This is a genomic window from Pseudomonas sp. SYWMCR5, from assembly GCF_057197165.1.
Window position 1 is genome coordinate 742,541 of sequence record NZ_JBXUNH010000002.1, and the last position, 15,513, is coordinate 758,053.

13 protein-coding genes are annotated in these 15,513 nt (G+C 64.3%); 3 read left to right on the forward strand and 10 right to left on the reverse strand.

The features are described from left to right. Positions 1–41: 41 nt before the first annotated feature. The gene (locus AC2CGW_RS09185; protein WP_054890833.1) at positions 42–269 is read left to right on the forward strand and encodes a hypothetical protein; all 228 of its coding nucleotides are present in this window, start codon (positions 42–44) and stop codon (positions 267–269) included. Positions 270–320: 51 nt separating this feature from the next. On the opposite strand, the gene AC2CGW_RS09190 is transcribed toward AC2CGW_RS09185, so the two are convergent. From AC2CGW_RS09190 to AC2CGW_RS09210, 5 genes are all read right to left on the reverse strand, one after another. Further along, a complete protein-coding gene (locus AC2CGW_RS09190; RefSeq protein WP_484573915.1) occupies positions 321–803 on the reverse strand; it encodes a copper chaperone PCu(A)C in 483 nt (160 codons plus the stop codon). Further along, on the reverse strand, positions 804–1,412 hold the full coding sequence (locus AC2CGW_RS09195; RefSeq protein ID WP_054890835.1) for an SCO family protein: 609 nt from the start codon (positions 1,410–1,412) through the stop codon (positions 804–806). A gap of 285 nt (positions 1,413–1,697) precedes the next feature. Continuing rightward, positions 1,698–2,282, reverse strand: coding sequence for a Fe-S biogenesis protein NfuA (nfuA, locus tag AC2CGW_RS09200; RefSeq protein ID WP_063545100.1), 585 nt, complete (start codon positions 2,280–2,282; stop codon positions 1,698–1,700). A 58-nt stretch (positions 2,283–2,340) separates the two neighbouring features. Then, on the reverse strand, positions 2,341–3,375 hold the full coding sequence (locus tag AC2CGW_RS09205; protein ID WP_186665127.1) for an acyltransferase family protein: 1,035 nt from the start codon (positions 3,373–3,375) through the stop codon (positions 2,341–2,343). A 121-nt stretch (positions 3,376–3,496) separates the two neighbouring features. After that, positions 3,497–5,797 (reverse strand): fatty acid cis/trans isomerase, encoded by a 2,301-nt coding sequence (locus AC2CGW_RS09210; RefSeq protein WP_484573916.1) that lies wholly within the window; start codon positions 5,795–5,797, stop codon positions 3,497–3,499. Between the two features lie 173 nt (positions 5,798–5,970). Here AC2CGW_RS09210 and metH point away from each other — a divergent pair, with 173 nt between their 5' ends. After that, positions 5,971–9,678, forward strand: coding sequence for a methionine synthase (metH, locus tag AC2CGW_RS09215; protein WP_484573917.1), 3,708 nt, complete (start codon positions 5,971–5,973; stop codon positions 9,676–9,678). A gap of 176 nt (positions 9,679–9,854) precedes the next feature. Here metH and AC2CGW_RS09220 read toward each other — a convergent pair whose 3' ends face one another. From AC2CGW_RS09220 to AC2CGW_RS09240, 5 genes are read right to left on the reverse strand one after another with little or no spacing between them, the layout of a single operon-like run. Continuing rightward, a complete protein-coding gene (locus AC2CGW_RS09220) occupies positions 9,855–10,610 on the reverse strand; it encodes an ABC transporter permease (protein WP_411384324.1) in 756 nt (251 codons plus the stop codon). Beyond that, positions 10,610–11,815: an ABC transporter substrate-binding protein gene (locus AC2CGW_RS09225; protein WP_484573918.1), complete on the reverse strand. Its 1,206-nt coding sequence runs from the start codon at positions 11,813–11,815 to the stop codon at positions 10,610–10,612. The genes AC2CGW_RS09220 and AC2CGW_RS09225 overlap by 1 nt, the downstream gene beginning before the upstream one ends. After that, positions 11,802–12,623, reverse strand: a complete 822-nt coding sequence (locus tag AC2CGW_RS09230; RefSeq protein ID WP_186665141.1) for an ABC transporter ATP-binding protein — start codon at positions 12,621–12,623, stop codon at positions 11,802–11,804. The genes AC2CGW_RS09225 and AC2CGW_RS09230 overlap by 14 nt, the downstream gene beginning before the upstream one ends. After that, complete coding sequence (locus tag AC2CGW_RS09235) at positions 12,620–13,684, reverse strand: acyl-CoA dehydrogenase family protein (protein WP_186708513.1); 1,065 nt, start codon at positions 13,682–13,684, stop codon at positions 12,620–12,622. The genes AC2CGW_RS09230 and AC2CGW_RS09235 overlap by 4 nt, the downstream gene beginning before the upstream one ends. Positions 13,685–13,730: 46 nt before the next feature. Beyond that, a complete protein-coding gene (locus AC2CGW_RS09240) occupies positions 13,731–14,291 on the reverse strand; it encodes a carboxymuconolactone decarboxylase family protein (RefSeq protein ID WP_186719165.1) in 561 nt (186 codons plus the stop codon). Positions 14,292–14,393: 102 nt separating this feature from the next. Between AC2CGW_RS09240 and AC2CGW_RS09245 the strand changes: the two genes are divergently transcribed. Further along, a complete protein-coding gene (locus AC2CGW_RS09245) occupies positions 14,394–15,308 on the forward strand; it encodes an AraC family transcriptional regulator (RefSeq protein ID WP_186665146.1) in 915 nt (304 codons plus the stop codon). The last annotated feature ends 205 nt before the right edge of the window (positions 15,309–15,513 follow it).

Here is a 15,513-nt window from a genome sequence, read left to right on the forward strand (position 1 = left end):
AGCCGCTGCTACACTGAGAGGGCTGAACGGAGGATCCTGCCATGTCAGAACGAGAGCTCACCACCCTCATCACGCTGATGAACCAGCGCCAGGCCTGCCTGAGCAGCGCCTGCAAGGAAATCGCCGACTGGATCGACCGGCAGGGCGATGTGCCCTCGGCCGGCAAGATCCGCGCGAGCCTCAAGGCCCTGGAGGCCGACGAAGCCCAGGTTCGCAAGACCCTGACTTCGCTGACCATCGATCGGCCGCTGCCGCGATTCCGTAGCTGAGCGACAGCAGGCTGAAAGAACAAGGGCCGCTTTCGCGGCCCCTGTAGGTACTCAGTGCTTCATGTGCATGTGGTCGTGCCCGGCGTCCATCTCGGCGGTCAGCGGCTTGACCGGCGCCTGCACCTCAATTGTCTGCTTCTGGCCCTTGGCATCTTCGATGGTCAAGGTCAGCGGCACTTGCTGGCCTTCCTTCACCTGGTCGTTCAGGCCCATCAACATCACGTGAAAACCGTTGGGGTCGAGGGTGACCGGCTTGCCAGCCGGCAGCTCCACCGCCTTCACTTCACGCATGCCCATCACATCGCCATTCATGGTCATCTCGTGCACCTGCACGGTCTTGGCCACCGGCGAAGCCATGCCCACCAGCTTGCTGTCGGTGCTGGCGGTCAGGGTCATGAAGGCACCGGTGGACTGCTGGTGCGGTACGCTGGCGCGCACCCAGGCGTCGCTTACGGTGGTGTCGGCCAGCGCCGGCAGTGCCAGGCCCAGCAGGGCGAGAGCGGCCAGGCCGCGCTTGATCGGTTGCATCGACATTCAGCAGATCTCCATCAGGGTGCGCAGGTCTTCGGCGCATTCCTGAGCATTCAGGGAATGGCCCAGACTCAGGCGCAAGGTGCCACGCGTATCGTAGACGTAGCTGGTGGACGAGTGGGAAATGGTATAGGTGTCGCCGGCAGGGACCTTCTCGTAGAACACCTTGAACTCCCGGGCCACCTCGTCGATTTCCTCCGGGGTGCCGGTGAGGGCGACGAACGAGGGGTCGAAGGCCTTGACGTAGGCGTCCAGCACTTCAGGGGTGTCGCGCTCCGGGTCCAGGGTGATGAACACCACCTGGAACAAGTCGCGGTCACGGCCCTTGAGCAGTTTGCGTATCTGCGCGGCGCGTGCCAGCGTGGTCGGGCAGACCGCCGGGCACTGGGTGAAACCGAAGAAGATCATCGGCATCGAGCCGTAGAAGCTCGACAGGGTACGCTCGTTACCCTGAGGATCCTTGAGCTTGAACTTGCGCCCGAGGATCTCGTTGCTCATGTTCTTGCCGTACTTGAAGTCCAGGCCCCGGGCCGGGTTGCAACCCGCCAGCAGGCCAAGCCCCAGTACGCCCATCCCGGCGACAACTGCGCGCCGGGTCAGTAGATCAGTCATGGAACCATCCTTTACAGGGAAGGTGCCGGCCCTCGAGCAGGGCCGGTCGATAAACCGGGGCATTCTGGCATGACACCCCCGCACCATCCAGACGACCTCTGGCAGATCGGGCTGCAGCCCTTGATTTACGGGCTGCGGCCTGTTGTCGCAGGGCTTGAAACAGTAACACTTTGTTGCTAGGCGAAGACATTTTTGGCGGGCAGCGAATGCAATCGCGGGGCAAACCCGCTTCTACAGGCACGACGCCGTACCTGTAGGAGCGAGCTTGCCCCGCGATAGGGCCTATCAGTAGTAGGCGTTCTCTTTTTGCGTGTGGTCAGTCACGTCACGCACACCCTTGAGCTCCGGGATGCGCTCGAGCAGCGTGCGCTCGATGCCATCCTTGAGCGTGACGTCCGCCTGGCCACAGCCCTGGCAGCCACCGCCGAACTGCAGCACGGCGATGCCGTCATCGACCACATCGACCAGGCTCACCTGACCGCCGTGGCTGGCAAGACCGGGGTTGATCTCGGTCTGCAGGTAGTAGTTGATGCGCTCGTTGATCGGGCTGTCTTCGTTGACCATCGGCACCTTGGCGTTCGGCGCCTTGATGGTCAGCTGGCCGCCCATGCGATCGGTGGCGTAGTCGACCAGTGCGTCTTCGAGAAACGGCTCGCTGACGGCGTCGATGTAGGCGGTAAAGCTCTTCAGACCCACGGCGGTGTCGTCAGGCTTTTCTTCGCCCGGCTTGCAGTAGGCGATACAGGTTTCGGCGTACTGGGTGCCCGGCTGGGTGATGAAAACGCGGATGCCGATCCCGGGCGTGTTCTGCTTCGAGAGCAGATCGGCCAGATAATCATGGGCGGCGTCGGTAATGGTTATAGCGCTCATGGAAGTTCCTCACAGACTTGCCGCCCAGTGTACGTCATGCCAAGCCTCGAACAAAGTCCTAGTAATTGACTCGGGATAGTGCCGGTTGCGCCTGGCGCATCCCCCGCACCCCGAACCAGGCCTTGAGACGGCGGTACAGGCCGCGCTCCAGCCACTGGTAGCTGAACCACGACATTAGTCCGATTGACGGTACGCAGAAGGCGAACACCAGATACGGATTGAGCCGCAGCCGCTGGCTGATGAACCAGCCTCCCCACAGCACCAGCACATGGGTGAGATACACCGAGTACGAACAGTCGCCCAACGCCTTGAGCACCTGATTGCCACGAAAGTACGGCTCCAGTGCGACAAAGGCCAGCACCACCATCGCACTGGGCAAGCCCCAATGCAGCAGGCGCTGCGAAGCATCGAGCTGGTACAGCGCATACCCCGCCGCCGCCAGCACCGCCAGCGGCAGCCACAGCCCCTCGCGGATCAGCCCGCGCCGATACAGCACACCCAGGCCGATGCCCAGCAGGAACTCGTAGATGATGTCGTTGTTGTAGAAGCGGCTGAGCACCCCCAGGCGCCCCAGCACCTCACTGACCAGCAGCAGCGCCGCAGTGACCAGCACCAGGTGATGACGCTGGCGCACCAGGAACGCCAGGCCGAACAACAGGTAGAAGAACATCTCGAAGTTCAGCGTCCAGCCCACATTGAGCGTGGGATAAAGCCCGTAGCCACCCGGGTTTTCCGCGGGCACGAACAACAGCGACAGCACCAGGTGCTGCCACTCGAACACCTGGTGCGGCATCCAGCGGCTGGCCACTATTAACAGCAGGGCCATGAGCAAGGTGTAGAACCAGTACGCCGGGACGATGCGCAAGGCGCGGTTGAGCAGGAATTCGCGCGGGGCGATGACTTTGTCGCGGGTCGAGAGGTAGATCACCAGACCGCTGATGACGAAGAAGATATCGACCCCCACCGCTCCGCGCTCGGCGAGCAGGCGGCCGACGGGGCCTTTGGCATTGAAATCGAAGAAGATCTGCATGAAGTGGTGGCAAACCACCACCCAGGCGGCGAACGCCCGGAGAGCCTGAAGCGAATACAACATGGGTTGTCCTGCGGTTCTTGGTGCATTCAGGCCCGCGATGGGCTGCAACGCATCCCCGGGGCCACCCACAGGTCCGACCGCAGAATGCCGGGAAAGGTCGCACGCCTTTCCCGGCAATCGATCAGAGGTTCTCGTAGCGGTTCATGTCCAGCACGCCGGCCTCCACCGGTTCGGTTTCCTTGATGTAGGTGTTCAGGTCATGGAAGTACTGCCAGAACTGCGGATGGCTGCGGCGCACGCCCCAACGCTCGACGATACGCTCGAACTTGCCCTGGTCGTCACGCGCCGCTTCCATGTCTTCGACGAACTCCGGCACGTCGCTGGCCGGAATGTTGAAGATGAAGTTCGGATAACTGCTCAGCACCCCCGGATACAGGGTCAAGGTGTCCAGCCCCGGCTGGTAGCGGTAGGCCTCGCCCAGCAGGAAGGCAACGTTGCTGTGGGCGCGGTTGCGCAGCAGGCTGTAGACCTGACGCTGACCGCCCTGCCCTTCGATGCGCAGCATGGTTGCCTCGGGCAGTTGGCCGATCACCTTCAGCCCTGCGGCCGGACGCGACACCAGGCGGCTCAGGCTCTGCTCCACATCTCGGAACTCCTCGCTCATTTGCGGGCGCGAGCAATAGGCGCCGGTGCAGCGGTTGATCGGATCGGGCGCCGCGTTCAGGCTGCCAGTGCGTTGCAGCAACTTGAGGCCGAAGTCGCGTGTGGCATTGTGCTCGTTCAGATGCAGGGCGCTTGGGGTATCGGTATCGATGTCGGTGTAGTCGAGCCACATCTTCACCTTGCCGCTGTTCTGGTACCAGTCGCTGAGGATCGCGCCGCGCTTGTCGGCCGGCATCAGGCGCAGGAAGTTGACCTCGGCACCGTTGCGGATCAGGTCGAAGTACAGGCGCGTCTGCAACTGGTGCGAGACGTTGCCGTACACGTCGAAATTGACCGCCAGCTGGTAGTAGGTGCGCTCCAGCAACGGATAGTCGAACAGCCAGATGGTCAGCGGCACGTCGCCGATCAGGCCCTTGCTCACCGAGGCGCTGTCGAAGTGGCGGAAGATGCTGAGCAAGGCGTTGTCGTTGCCTGCCCACAGCGTCGACCAGCTCGGCGGCGGCATTTCGGCGTAGGCTTCGCGGCGCAGCGTCTCGTAGTCGTTGCGCTTGTCGCGGTAGGCACGCCACAGGCTCAGCACGCTGCCGACATCGTCGATCTGCCCCGGCATGGCCAGCAACGGCGTGGCCTGGCCACGGTAGGCGGCATCGGTGACATAGCGGTCGTGGGCCGGCTCCTGGAACAGCGCCCAGAAGTTGTCGCGGATCACGTCGGTGGCGATCTGGCCACGGCACACCGGGCCACGGATGAAGGTGCGCACGAAGTACTCGGCGTTGTCGAGCATGAACTGGTAGCGCGCCACCGCCGGGATCGCCTCGAAGGTCTCGAACGGGTTGGCGCGGCGCTGCGGGCCATAGCCCGGCAGCGAGGTGGCGCGCCAGTCGCCGCTGTAGAACAGCTGCTTGACCCGCTTGAGCTTCTGCGGCCCCATCGGGTAGGTGATGTGCGTCTTGTGCACGATCACGCCCTGCACCGGGATCAACCGGTAGTAGAAGTCATTGCCCGGCGGGTCGTTGGGGCGGCGCGTGGCGATCACGTCGACCGGCTGGCCACTCGGCGTGCGCGAGCGCACCCACTGGAAGAAGTGGCCCTGCTCACCGCCGACGAAATAGATATGCGCCAGGAACAAGTGCTCGTACAGCCAGCGCCCCACCAGCGCCTCGGTGGAGCCGGGGCGGTTGAGCAGCGCCTCCCAGTCGGCGATCTGCTTCGCTTCGCTGGGGCTCGGCTGGATCGGCTGGTACTCGACCGGTGCACCGGCCGCCAGCCAGCGCTGCAGGGTCGAGTACTCCTGGTCGGTCAGCCCGGTGACCGCCAGCGGCATGCCCTCTTTCGGGTGCGCACCGGCATAGGCGTCGAACTCGTGGGGCAGCGGGCACATGTTGTTGCGGTTAAGGCCCAGGACGATCTCTTCAGGCAGCTTGGCGTTGGGCGTGAGCGGCGTCTTGTGGCCCAGTTCGAGCATGCGCGCCATCAGCGCGGCCTGGCTGCCCTGGTTGTCGAGTACCGAATAGAAGCCTTTCCTGCGCCAGCCCTCTTCACTCTGGGCGTCATAGAACAGCCGCGTGGTGGCGACTGCCTGGCCGCGCTCGCCCTGGTACACCGGCACCTTGGAGGCGCCGCGCTCGGCCCCCTCGGCGCTGCCCAGGTTGAGCTGGCAAGCGGCGTCGTTGCAGGCGTGGCAGGCCACGCACTTCTGGGTGAAGATCGGTTGGATGTCACGGGTATAGGAGATGGCCGAGCTCGATTGAGGGGCCTGCGCCAACACTGCGCCGCTGACGAGCAGGGCGAAGATGGCGGCTATAAAACGATGCACCATGTGCCGTATGTCCTGGTTCTTGATAGCTGTCACGATTTGCCTTTCTGTCCCTGGGCCTGAGTCTTGGCATCGCCAACATGAATCAAATTCATGCTATCGGGCGATACGTCTAAAATCCGTGCAGCTTTGTTATTATTCCGCACTTCCGATATTTGTCCGACCAGGTAGTTCTCATGTCCGACCGCAGCGCTCGTCTCCAAGCACTCCAGCATGCCCTCAAGGAGCGCATCCTGATCCTCGACGGCGGCATGGGTACTATGATCCAGAGCTACCGCCTGGAGGAAGGCGACTATCGTGGCACGCGCTTCGCCGATTGGCCAAGCGATGTGAAAGGCAATAACGACCTGCTGCTGCTCACCCAGCCCGATGTCATCGCCGCCATCGAGAAGGCTTATCTGGACGCTGGCGCCGATATTCTCGAGACCAACACCTTCAACGCCACGCAGATTTCCCAGGCCGACTACGGCATGGAAGCGCTGGTGTACGAGCTCAATGTCGAGGGCGCGCGCATCGCCCGCCAGGTGGCCGACGCCAAGACACTGGAAACGCCGGACCGTCCACGCTTCGTCGCCGGCGTGCTCGGCCCGACCAGCCGCACCTGCTCGATCTCCCCGGACGTCAACGACCCTGGCTACCGCAACGTCACCTTCGACGAGCTGGTGGAAAACTACATCGAGGCCACTCGCGGCCTGATCGAAGGCGGCGCCGACCTGATCCTGATCGAGACCATCTTCGACACCCTGAACGCCAAGGCGGCGATCTTCGCCGTGCAGCAGGTGTTCGAGGATGACGGCATCGAACTGCCGATCATGATCTCCGGCACCATCACCGATGCCTCCGGCCGCACATTGTCGGGCCAGACCACCGAAGCCTTCTGGAACTCGGTGCGTCACGCCAACCCGATCTCGGTCGGCCTGAACTGCGCCCTGGGCGCCAAGGACCTGCGTCCGTACCTGGAAGAACTGTCGACCAAGGCCGGCACCCATGTGTCCGCGCACCCCAACGCCGGCCTGCCCAACGCCTTCGGCGAATACGACGAAACCCCCGCGGAAATGGCCGCCGTGGTCGAGGAATTCGCCGCCAGCGGTTTCCTCAACATCATCGGCGGCTGCTGCGGCACCACCCCGCCGCACATCCAGGCCATCGCCGAGGCCGTGGCCAAGTACAAGCCACGGGCCATTCCGGACATCCCCAAGGCTTGCCGCCTGTCGGGCCTGGAGCCATTCACCATCGATCGCCAGTCGCTGTTCGTCAACGTCGGCGAGCGCACCAACATCACAGGTTCCGCCAAGTTCGCCCGGCTGATCCGCGAGGAGAACTACACCGAAGCCCTGGAAGTCGCCCTGCAGCAGGTCGAGGCTGGCGCCCAGGTGATCGACATCAACATGGACGAAGGGATGCTCGACTCCCAGGCCGCCATGGTCCGCTTCCTCAACCTGATCGCCGGCGAGCCGGACATCTCCCGCGTGCCGATCATGATCGACTCCTCGAAGTGGGAGGTGATCGAAGCGGGCCTCAAGTGCATCCAGGGCAAGGGCATCGTCAACTCGATCTCCATGAAGGAAGGCGTCGAGCAGTTCAAGCATCACGCCCGCCTGTGCAAACGCTACGGCGCCGCCGTGGTGGTGATGGCGTTCGACGAGGTCGGCCAGGCCGACACTGCCGCGCGCAAACGCGAGATCTGCCAGCGCAGCTACGACATCCTGGTCAACGAAGTAGGCTTCCCGCCCGAAGACATCATCTTCGACCCGAACATCTTCGCCGTTGCCACCGGCATCGAGGAACACAACAACTACGCCGTCGACTTCATCGAAGCGTGCGCCTACATCCGTGACCACCTGCCCTACGCGCTGTCCAGCGGCGGCGTGTCCAACGTGTCGTTCTCGTTCCGCGGCAACAACCCGGTGCGCGAGGCGATCCACTCGGTGTTCCTCTACCACGCCATCCAGAACGGCCTGACCATGGGTATCGTCAACGCGGGCCAGCTGGAGATCTACGACGAGATCCCGCCGGCACTGCGCGAGAAGGTCGAGGACGTGGTACTCAACCGCACCCCCGAAGGCACCGACGCCCTGCTGGCCATCGCCGACGACTACAAGGGCGGCGGCGCAGCGAAGGAAGTGGAAAACGAAGAGTGGCGCTCGATGCCCGTCGACCAGCGCCTGGAACACGCGCTGGTCAAGGGCATCACCGCCTACATCGTCGAAGACACCGAGGAGTGCCGCCAGCAGTCGGCGCGCCCCATCGAAGTCATCGAAGGGCCGCTGATGAGCGGCATGAACGTGGTCGGCGACCTGTTCGGCGCGGGCAAGATGTTCCTGCCCCAGGTGGTCAAGTCCGCACGCGTGATGAAGCAGGCGGTGGCCCACCTGATCCCGTTCATCGAGGCCGAAAAAGGCGACAAGCCCGAAGCCAAGGGCAAGATCCTCATGGCCACGGTCAAGGGCGACGTGCACGACATCGGCAAGAACATCGTCGGCGTCGTGCTGGGCTGCAACGGCTACGACATCGTCGACATGGGCGTGATGGTCCCGGCCGAGAAGATCCTGCAGACCGCCCGCGAGCAGAAGTGCGACATCATCGGCCTGTCCGGGCTGATCACCCCGTCGCTGGACGAGATGGTCCACGTCGCCCGCGAGATGCAGCGCCAGGACTTCCACCTGCCGCTGATGATCGGTGGCGCGACCACCTCCAAGGCGCACACGGCGGTGAAGATCGAACCCAAGTACGCCAACGACGCGGTGGTCTACGTCACCGACGCCTCGCGCGCCGTGGGCGTGGCCACGCAATTGCTGTCCAAGGAGCTCAAGCCTGGCTTCGTCGAGAAGACCCGCCAGGAGTACGTGGAAGTGCGCGAGCGCACCGCCAACCGCAGTGCCCGCACCGAGCGCCTGACCTACGAACAGGCGATCGCGGCCAAGCCACAGTACGACTGGGCCAGCTACCAGGCAGTGGTGCCCTCCTTCACCGGCGTCAGGGTGCTGGAAGACATCGATCTGCGTGAACTCGCCAAGTACATCGACTGGACGCCGTTCTTCATCTCCTGGGACCTGGCTGGCAAGTTCCCGCGCATCCTCACCGACGAGGTGGTCGGCGAAGCCGCTACCGCGCTGTACCAGGATGCCTGCGACATGCTCGAGAAGCTGATCGGTGAAAAACTCATCAGCGCCCGCGCGGTGTTCGGTTTCTGGCCGGCCAACCAGGTCGCGCATGATGACATCGAAGTCTATGGCGACGACGGCAAGCCGCTGGCCACCCTGCACCACCTGCGCCAGCAGACCATCAAGCCCGACGGCAAGCCGAACTGGTCGCTGGCCGACTTCGTCGCACCCAAGGACAGCGGCATCAGCGACTATGTGGGCGGCTTCATCACCACCGCTGGCATCGGTGCCGAGGAAGTGGCCAAGGCCTACCAGGACAAAGGCGACGACTACAGCTCGATCATGGTCAAGGCGCTGGCCGACCGCCTGGCCGAGGCCTGCGCCGAATGGCTGCACGAGCGGGTGCGCAAGGACTACTGGGGTTATGCCAAGGACGAGCAACTGGACAACGATGCGCTGATCAAGGAGCAGTACAGCGGCATCCGCCCTGCCCCGGGCTATCCGGCGTGCCCGGATCACACCGAGAAAGAGACCCTGTTCCGTCTGCTCGATGGCACGGCCATCGGCGAAACCGGCCCCAGCGGCGTGTTCCTCACCGAACACTTCGCGATGTTCCCGGCGGCGGCGGTCAGCGGCTGGTACTTTGCCCATCCGCAGGCGCAGTACTTTGCCGTCGGCAAGGTGGAGAAGGACCAGATCGACAGCTACAGCGCCCGCAAAGGCCAGGATGTCAGCGTGAGCGAGCGCTGGCTGGCACCGAATCTGGGGTACGAAGGCTAAGCTGCGCCCACACCCTTTTGTGTGGGCGCACGTGCCTTGTCCAGCGTCTACACGCCTGCGCAGTCCTTGCATGACTAGCACCGTGGCCGGCGGCGCCGTGGTTTTATGCGGCTAACATCGTTGTCGGCTGCATGGTTGCCGCGCCGAAGCTGCAGGCGCCCGCACGCCCGAACACCTCAGGCATGCACCCAGCGCCGATGCAGCCCGCGCGCCAGTGCATCGAGCATGAAGCCCAGCACACCGATCAGCAGCACCATGGCCATCAGCTCCGAATAGGCCAGGCGGTCACGGGTGTCGAGGATGAAGTACCCCAGGCCCGCGCTGACCCCGAGCATCTCGCACGGCACCAGCACGATCCACAGGATGCCGATCGCCAGGCGCACGCCGGTCAGCACATGGCCGATCACCCCGGGGATGATCACCTTGCACAGGGTTTCCCAGCGCGTGGCACTCAAGCTGCGCGACAACTGCAACCAGCGCGGGTCGAGCTGACGCACACCCGCGGCGGTGTTGAGCAGGATCGGCCACAGTGCGGCGAACGTCAGGAGGAAGTAGATCGGCTGATCGCCCACCCCCATCAGCATCACCACCACCGGCATCCACGACAGCGGCGAGATCATCCGCAGGAACTGGAACGCCGGCGTGGTCGCCGCCTCCAGGTGCCGGTAGCTGCCCACCAGCAAACCCAGCGGCACACCGATCAGCAGCGCCAGCAGCAGGCCGATGAGGATACGCTTGAGACTCACCCAGATGTGCCCATAGACCTCGCCATGGCCGAGCAGCTCGACCAGGCTCTCCAGCGTCGCCTGGGGCGAGAAGCGCGCAGACAGGCCATCGGCCTCGCCGAACACCCGCACTCCCGCCCACCACAACAGCAACAGCACCGCCAGCCCGGCAAGGCCCAGGGCGCCATGTACGACATGCTTGCGCATCAGACCGCGAACTCCTCGCTACGCTCGAAGTTGTCGGCGATGCCGAACACCGACGCGCCACCCACGGCGGCGATGGCGTTGCGCACGAAGCGGTCGTCCACCAGGTCGCGCGCGGTCTGCGCCGGGTCCAGTCCGGCGAGGAAGCCACTCTCGCCCTCGATCAGGGTGTTCTTCAGGCGCTTGACCAACTCCTCGGTGTAGCTGGGGAACGGGTACGGCTGGAAGTCGATGCGCTTTTCGTCCCACTGCTGATGCTGGATCGCACCGCTGGCGATGTAGCCGGCGCGGTCTTCGACCGAAGGCGCCAGGACCTTGGTCAGCACCGCCGGCTCGTGCGGGGTGTATTTATTGGGGCCGGCCTTGGACAGCAAGGCGGCGGCCTCGGCGCGGTGATCACGGGTCCACTGCTGCGCCTTGACGATGGCATTGACCACCTTCTGCGACCACTCCGGGCGGTTGTTCAGGTCGTGCTCGTGCATGAACACCACACAGCATGCATGGTTGCGCCAGACATCGCCGGTGAAGCGCTGCACGCGCCCGACCTTGAGGTTCTCGGCCAGGGCATTGAAGGGTTCGGCGACGATGTAGCCGGCGATGCGCTTGCTGGCCAGTGCTGGCGGCATGTCCGAAGGCGGCAGCACCAGCAGGTTGACCTCGTTGGCCGCCAGTTGCGCGGTGGCAGGCTTGGACACAGGCTTCAGGCCGTTGTCACTGAGCATCTGCTGCAGCACCACGTTATGGATCGAGTACCAGAACGGAATGGCGACGGTCTTGCCACCGAGCTGCTTCATGTCGGTGATGTCCGGTGCCACGGTCAGGCCCGAGCCGCCGACGTGGTTCCAGGCCACGACCTTGGCCGGCACCTTGCTGCCGTAGCGGGCCCAGACCGTCATCGGTGACAGCAGGTGGATCACGTTGACCTGCCCGGAGATGAACGCTTCGATCACCTGCGCCCAGCTGCGCAGCAGCACCGGACGCTCGGCCTTGATGCCTTCGGCCTCGAACAGGCCATTGTTGTGCGCCACCAGCAGCGGCGTGGCGTCGGTGATCGGCAGGTAGCCGATGCGTACCGGCGCGTCCGGCTCGGCGGCGGCGCGCGCCTGCAGGCTCGACAGCATCGGCAAGGCGCCGGCGGCGGTGAGCATGGCGCTGAGCTTGATGAAATCGCGACGCGAGGTGGAAGAGCAGCAATCATCCATGCACATGGGCAGGCTCCGACGACAGAGGGGAAGAGGACGTTGAGGTGGGGCGGCTCGCCTGCCGTAGGGTTTTCAGGATCTCGATGCGCAGCGCGCCCAGCTCTTCGACCCGCTGCGCACGCGGCTGCGGCAGGTCGATGTGCCATTGGCCGAGGGTGCGCGCCGGGTGGTTGCCCAGTAGCAGCACGCGATCGGACAACAGCAGGGCTTCGTCGATATCGTGGGTGATCAGCACCGCCGCGGTGTTGTGGGTGGCGATCAGTTGCAGCAGCAGTTGCTGCATGTCGGCGCGGGTCACTTCATCGAGTGCACCGAAGGGCTCGTCCAGCAGCAGCACTTCCGGCTGGCGCGCCAGGCAACGGGCCAGCGCCGTGCGCTGCGCCATGCCGCCCGACAGCTGCGCCGGGTACTGGCTGCGCGCATGGTTCAGGCCCACCGCCTCGATGGCGTGGTCGATCCGAGCACGACGCTCGGCCGCCGCCAGCGCAGGCTGACGGGCGAAGTCGAGGCCGAAGGCAACGTTCTTTTCAAGACTCAGCCAGGGCAACAGGCTCGGATCCTGGAAAGCAACGGCCAGACGCGGATGCGGCCCCTGCAGGGGCACGCCATGCAGGGACACCGCACCACCACCAGGCTGCTGCAGGCCAGCCAGCACGCGGAGCAGGCTGGATTTGCCGACACCGCTGGGGCCAAGAATGGTCACCACTTCGCCCGGCGACAGCTTGAGGTCGAACTGCTCCAGCACCGCCTGCCAGCCGCCCTCGCGAGGGTAGCCCAGGCTGATGGCGCGGGCTTCGAGTAACACGTCGGTCATACGTTCGCCGCCTGGCGTTGCAGTTCGGCGCGCAGTTGCACCAGGCTCGGCGTAACGATCGGCACGAATGCCGACTCGCGCCAACGCCGGGCGAAGCCTTCGCCATAGGCGGTGAGATAGGCCTTGCCGCCACTGGCCTGAAGCTCCATCTGCACCGCATCGGCGGCGCTTTCGGCCAGGGTGATGCGCAGCTTGAACAGTGCCGCTGGCTGCTTGAGGAAACGCCCGTCGAGCAGGCCCTGCTTGAGCTCGCCGACGGTATTCTCCAGGCGCTCGCGCAGCACCTGCTCGGCTTCGGCGAGGAACGAGCCGCGCCCCTGCAGGTGCTCGCGCACTTCGTCCAGGGCGCGACGGGTCAGGCCGATGGACATGCCGCACTGCAGCGCCAGGAATGCCGGACGCACCCGAGGCAGGAACTCGCGGGCGTTCTCGTGCAACAGCCAACTGCGGTCCAGCGCGACCTGGTGGAAGGCCAGCGCGGCGGTGCTGCTCGACTGCAGGCCCATCAGTTGCAGGTCGTCGGAACGCTCGAGGCCTTGGCTGTCGGACGGAATCGCCAGCACGAAGGGCGCCTGGCCCTCTTCGGCCTCGATTGCCGCCGCCACCACGAAGCCACTCTTGCGCAGGTTGGTCACCCAGTGCAGGCGGCCTTCGAGGGCCCAGCCTTCGCCCTCGGCACGCGCCTGCACTTGCAAGGCTTCGATACCTGAGAGGAATTTCATGGCGTTGGACAAGCCGGTGGCGCCGGCCAGTTCGCCGGTCAGCAGCTCAGGCAGCAACTTCTCGCGCAAGGCCTGGTTGGGGCTGTGCAGCAGGTATTCGATGAAGGCCCGCTGCCCCCAGCAGACGAAGGCCGAGGCCAGCGAGCGACTGGCGATGGCGGCGATGGCCTCCACCGCGTCGGTAACGTCACCGCCCGAGCCGCCAAGTGCCGGATCGACGCCAACCCGCAGCAACTGCGACTCGGCGATGTGGGCCAGCACCAGGTGCGGGTCGCACTGGCCCTGGTCGATTGCCTCGGCATTGGCATCCAGCCATTGTCGAAATGCAGAATCAAGCATGTCCCTACTCCTTTTAAAACGCCGGCGTGCCGGCACCGGGCGTGGATTACGCCGAAGGCTGCCAGCGGTACTTGCTCAGCTCGTCGTTGAGCGGCGTCTGGGCGAACACATTAGCAAAGTTGCACAGGGTTGCGAGGCTCACGCCCAGAATCACTTCCAGGGCATTGCCTTCGGTAAAGCCGGCATCGCGGAAGGCCTGGTAGGTGGCATCGCTGACATTGCCGCGGGTGGCGATGACTTCACGGGCGAACTCGGCCAGGGTTTCGTAGCGTGCATCAGGCAGCTCGCCACGCGCACGCAGGGCATCGACCACCTCTTGCGGCAGCTTGGCCTTGTTCAGGGCCACTGCCGTGTGGCCGGCAACGCAGAAGTCGCAACCGTGCTTGGTGGCCGCAATCAGTTGCACCACTTCGCGCTCGGCCAGGGTCAGCTCGGACTTGCCGTTGATGGCCGAAACCGTGACATAGGTTTCCAGGGCCGCCGGGGCGTTGGCCAGAATACCCAGCAGATTGGGGATGAAGCCGGAGTTCTTCTGGGCGTTTTCGAGGTAGGGACGTGCAGCTTCCGGGGCGCTCTGCAGAGTGTGTAGAGTAATGCGCGAGGACATGGAGTAGTCTCCTTTGATGTGTGTCCGTACAGTCTGTTGGTTATAAGAAGTAGCATCCATATTCATCAGTCGCCTTTCCTTGCTCCTGAGTCTTTGCATTAGATGATTTCGTCCAGCCATCTTGTCGATTGGTTATTAGAGGGCCTGGAGCTCGACGCCAGCCTCTTTCATGTCGGCCGCTACTGCGGCGGCTGGCACGCCAGCACCCAGGGCATGGGCCGGGCCAGCTTCCACCTGGTGGTTCAGGGGCACTGCTGGCTGCACATCGACGGGCAACCGGAGCCGATCCGCCTGGACAGCGGTGATGCGGTGTTTTTGCTGCGCGACCTGGCCTACAGGCTCTCCAGCGACGCCGACCCCGTCGATGCCTGCGCCCAGCCGCGGCGCACCATGCAGGCGCTGGACCTCGACGCAGGGGATGGCGTGGGCCTGGTGTGCGGCTTCTTCCAGTTCCAGTCGGGGCTGTCGTCGCTGATCGTCGAAGGGCTGGCCGACTGGATCCTGCTGCGGGCCGACGATCCGGCCGGCAGCGCCGCGCGAGCGCTCTTCGAGCTGATCCTGGAAGAATGTCGCCGCCAGCCGACACCCTCGCAGACCTTGCTCGAACGCCTGACCCACCTGCTGTTCCTCTACGTGCTGCGTCAGCAAGTCAATGGCGGCCAGTCGCTCGGCGGGCTGATCGCCCTCGCCCGCCAGCCGGCCTTTGCCGGCCTGCTCGAACGCCTGATCGAAGACCCGGGCCAGGCCTGGTCGCTGGAGAGCATGGCGGCCTGCACCGGGCTGTCGCGCTCGGCGTTCTTCAAGCGTTTCAACGAACTGGCCGGGCAATCGCCGGGCCAGGTGCTGCTGGCCCTGCGCATGCGGCATGCCTGCCAGTTGCTGCGCGCAGGCAATACCGTGGAACAGGTCGGCGCCCAGGCGGGCTACCAATCGGTGGCGGCCTTCACCCGGGCATTCGCCAAGGCAATCGGCATGCAACCGGGTGCCTACCGCAAGCAACACGAACCCAGGCGCTGATTCCGACGTACCGCTGACTTGCGAATACGACCTTGGTCGAATGCGCAAGCAATGCCAATTGCCTGAATTTATCTGCATATAACCGCCATATTCACGACAAATCGCAGAAAAAAGCTTGTAAACACCTGCGACAATCCGTCACCCAATAAAATGTACCAACTTGTTAATTAGCTTGCTAAGGGCTTAGACTTCGCGCATTCCACCT

What these genes read in the sequence shown, in the direction of transcription:
- AC2CGW_RS09185 (WP_054890833.1), top strand. Translation starts at nt 42, where the DNA reads ATGTCAGAACGAGAGCTCACCACCCTCATCACGCTGATGAACCAGCGC.
- AC2CGW_RS09190 (WP_484573915.1), bottom strand. Translation starts at nt 803, where the DNA reads ATGTCGATGCAACCGATCAAGCGCGGCCTGGCCGCTCTCGCCCTGCTG.
- AC2CGW_RS09195 (WP_054890835.1), bottom strand. Translation starts at nt 1,412, where the DNA reads ATGACTGATCTACTGACCCGGCGCGCAGTTGTCGCCGGGATGGGCGTA.
- nfuA (WP_063545100.1), bottom strand. Translation starts at nt 2,282, where the DNA reads ATGAGCGCTATAACCATTACCGACGCCGCCCATGATTATCTGGCCGAT.
- AC2CGW_RS09205 (WP_186665127.1), bottom strand. Translation starts at nt 3,375, where the DNA reads ATGTTGTATTCGCTTCAGGCTCTCCGGGCGTTCGCCGCCTGGGTGGTG.
- AC2CGW_RS09210 (WP_484573916.1), bottom strand. Translation starts at nt 5,797, where the DNA reads ATGGTGCATCGTTTTATAGCCGCCATCTTCGCCCTGCTCGTCAGCGGC.
- metH (WP_484573917.1), top strand. Translation starts at nt 5,971, where the DNA reads ATGTCCGACCGCAGCGCTCGTCTCCAAGCACTCCAGCATGCCCTCAAG.
- AC2CGW_RS09220 (WP_411384324.1), bottom strand. Translation starts at nt 10,610, where the DNA reads ATGCGCAAGCATGTCGTACATGGCGCCCTGGGCCTTGCCGGGCTGGCG.
- AC2CGW_RS09225 (WP_484573918.1), bottom strand. Translation starts at nt 11,815, where the DNA reads ATGTGCATGGATGATTGCTGCTCTTCCACCTCGCGTCGCGATTTCATC.
- AC2CGW_RS09230 (WP_186665141.1), bottom strand. Translation starts at nt 12,623, where the DNA reads ATGACCGACGTGTTACTCGAAGCCCGCGCCATCAGCCTGGGCTACCCT.
- AC2CGW_RS09235 (WP_186708513.1), bottom strand. Translation starts at nt 13,684, where the DNA reads ATGCTTGATTCTGCATTTCGACAATGGCTGGATGCCAATGCCGAGGCA.
- AC2CGW_RS09240 (WP_186719165.1), bottom strand. Translation starts at nt 14,291, where the DNA reads ATGTCCTCGCGCATTACTCTACACACTCTGCAGAGCGCCCCGGAAGCT.
- AC2CGW_RS09245 (WP_186665146.1), top strand. Translation starts at nt 14,394, where the DNA reads ATGATTTCGTCCAGCCATCTTGTCGATTGGTTATTAGAGGGCCTGGAG.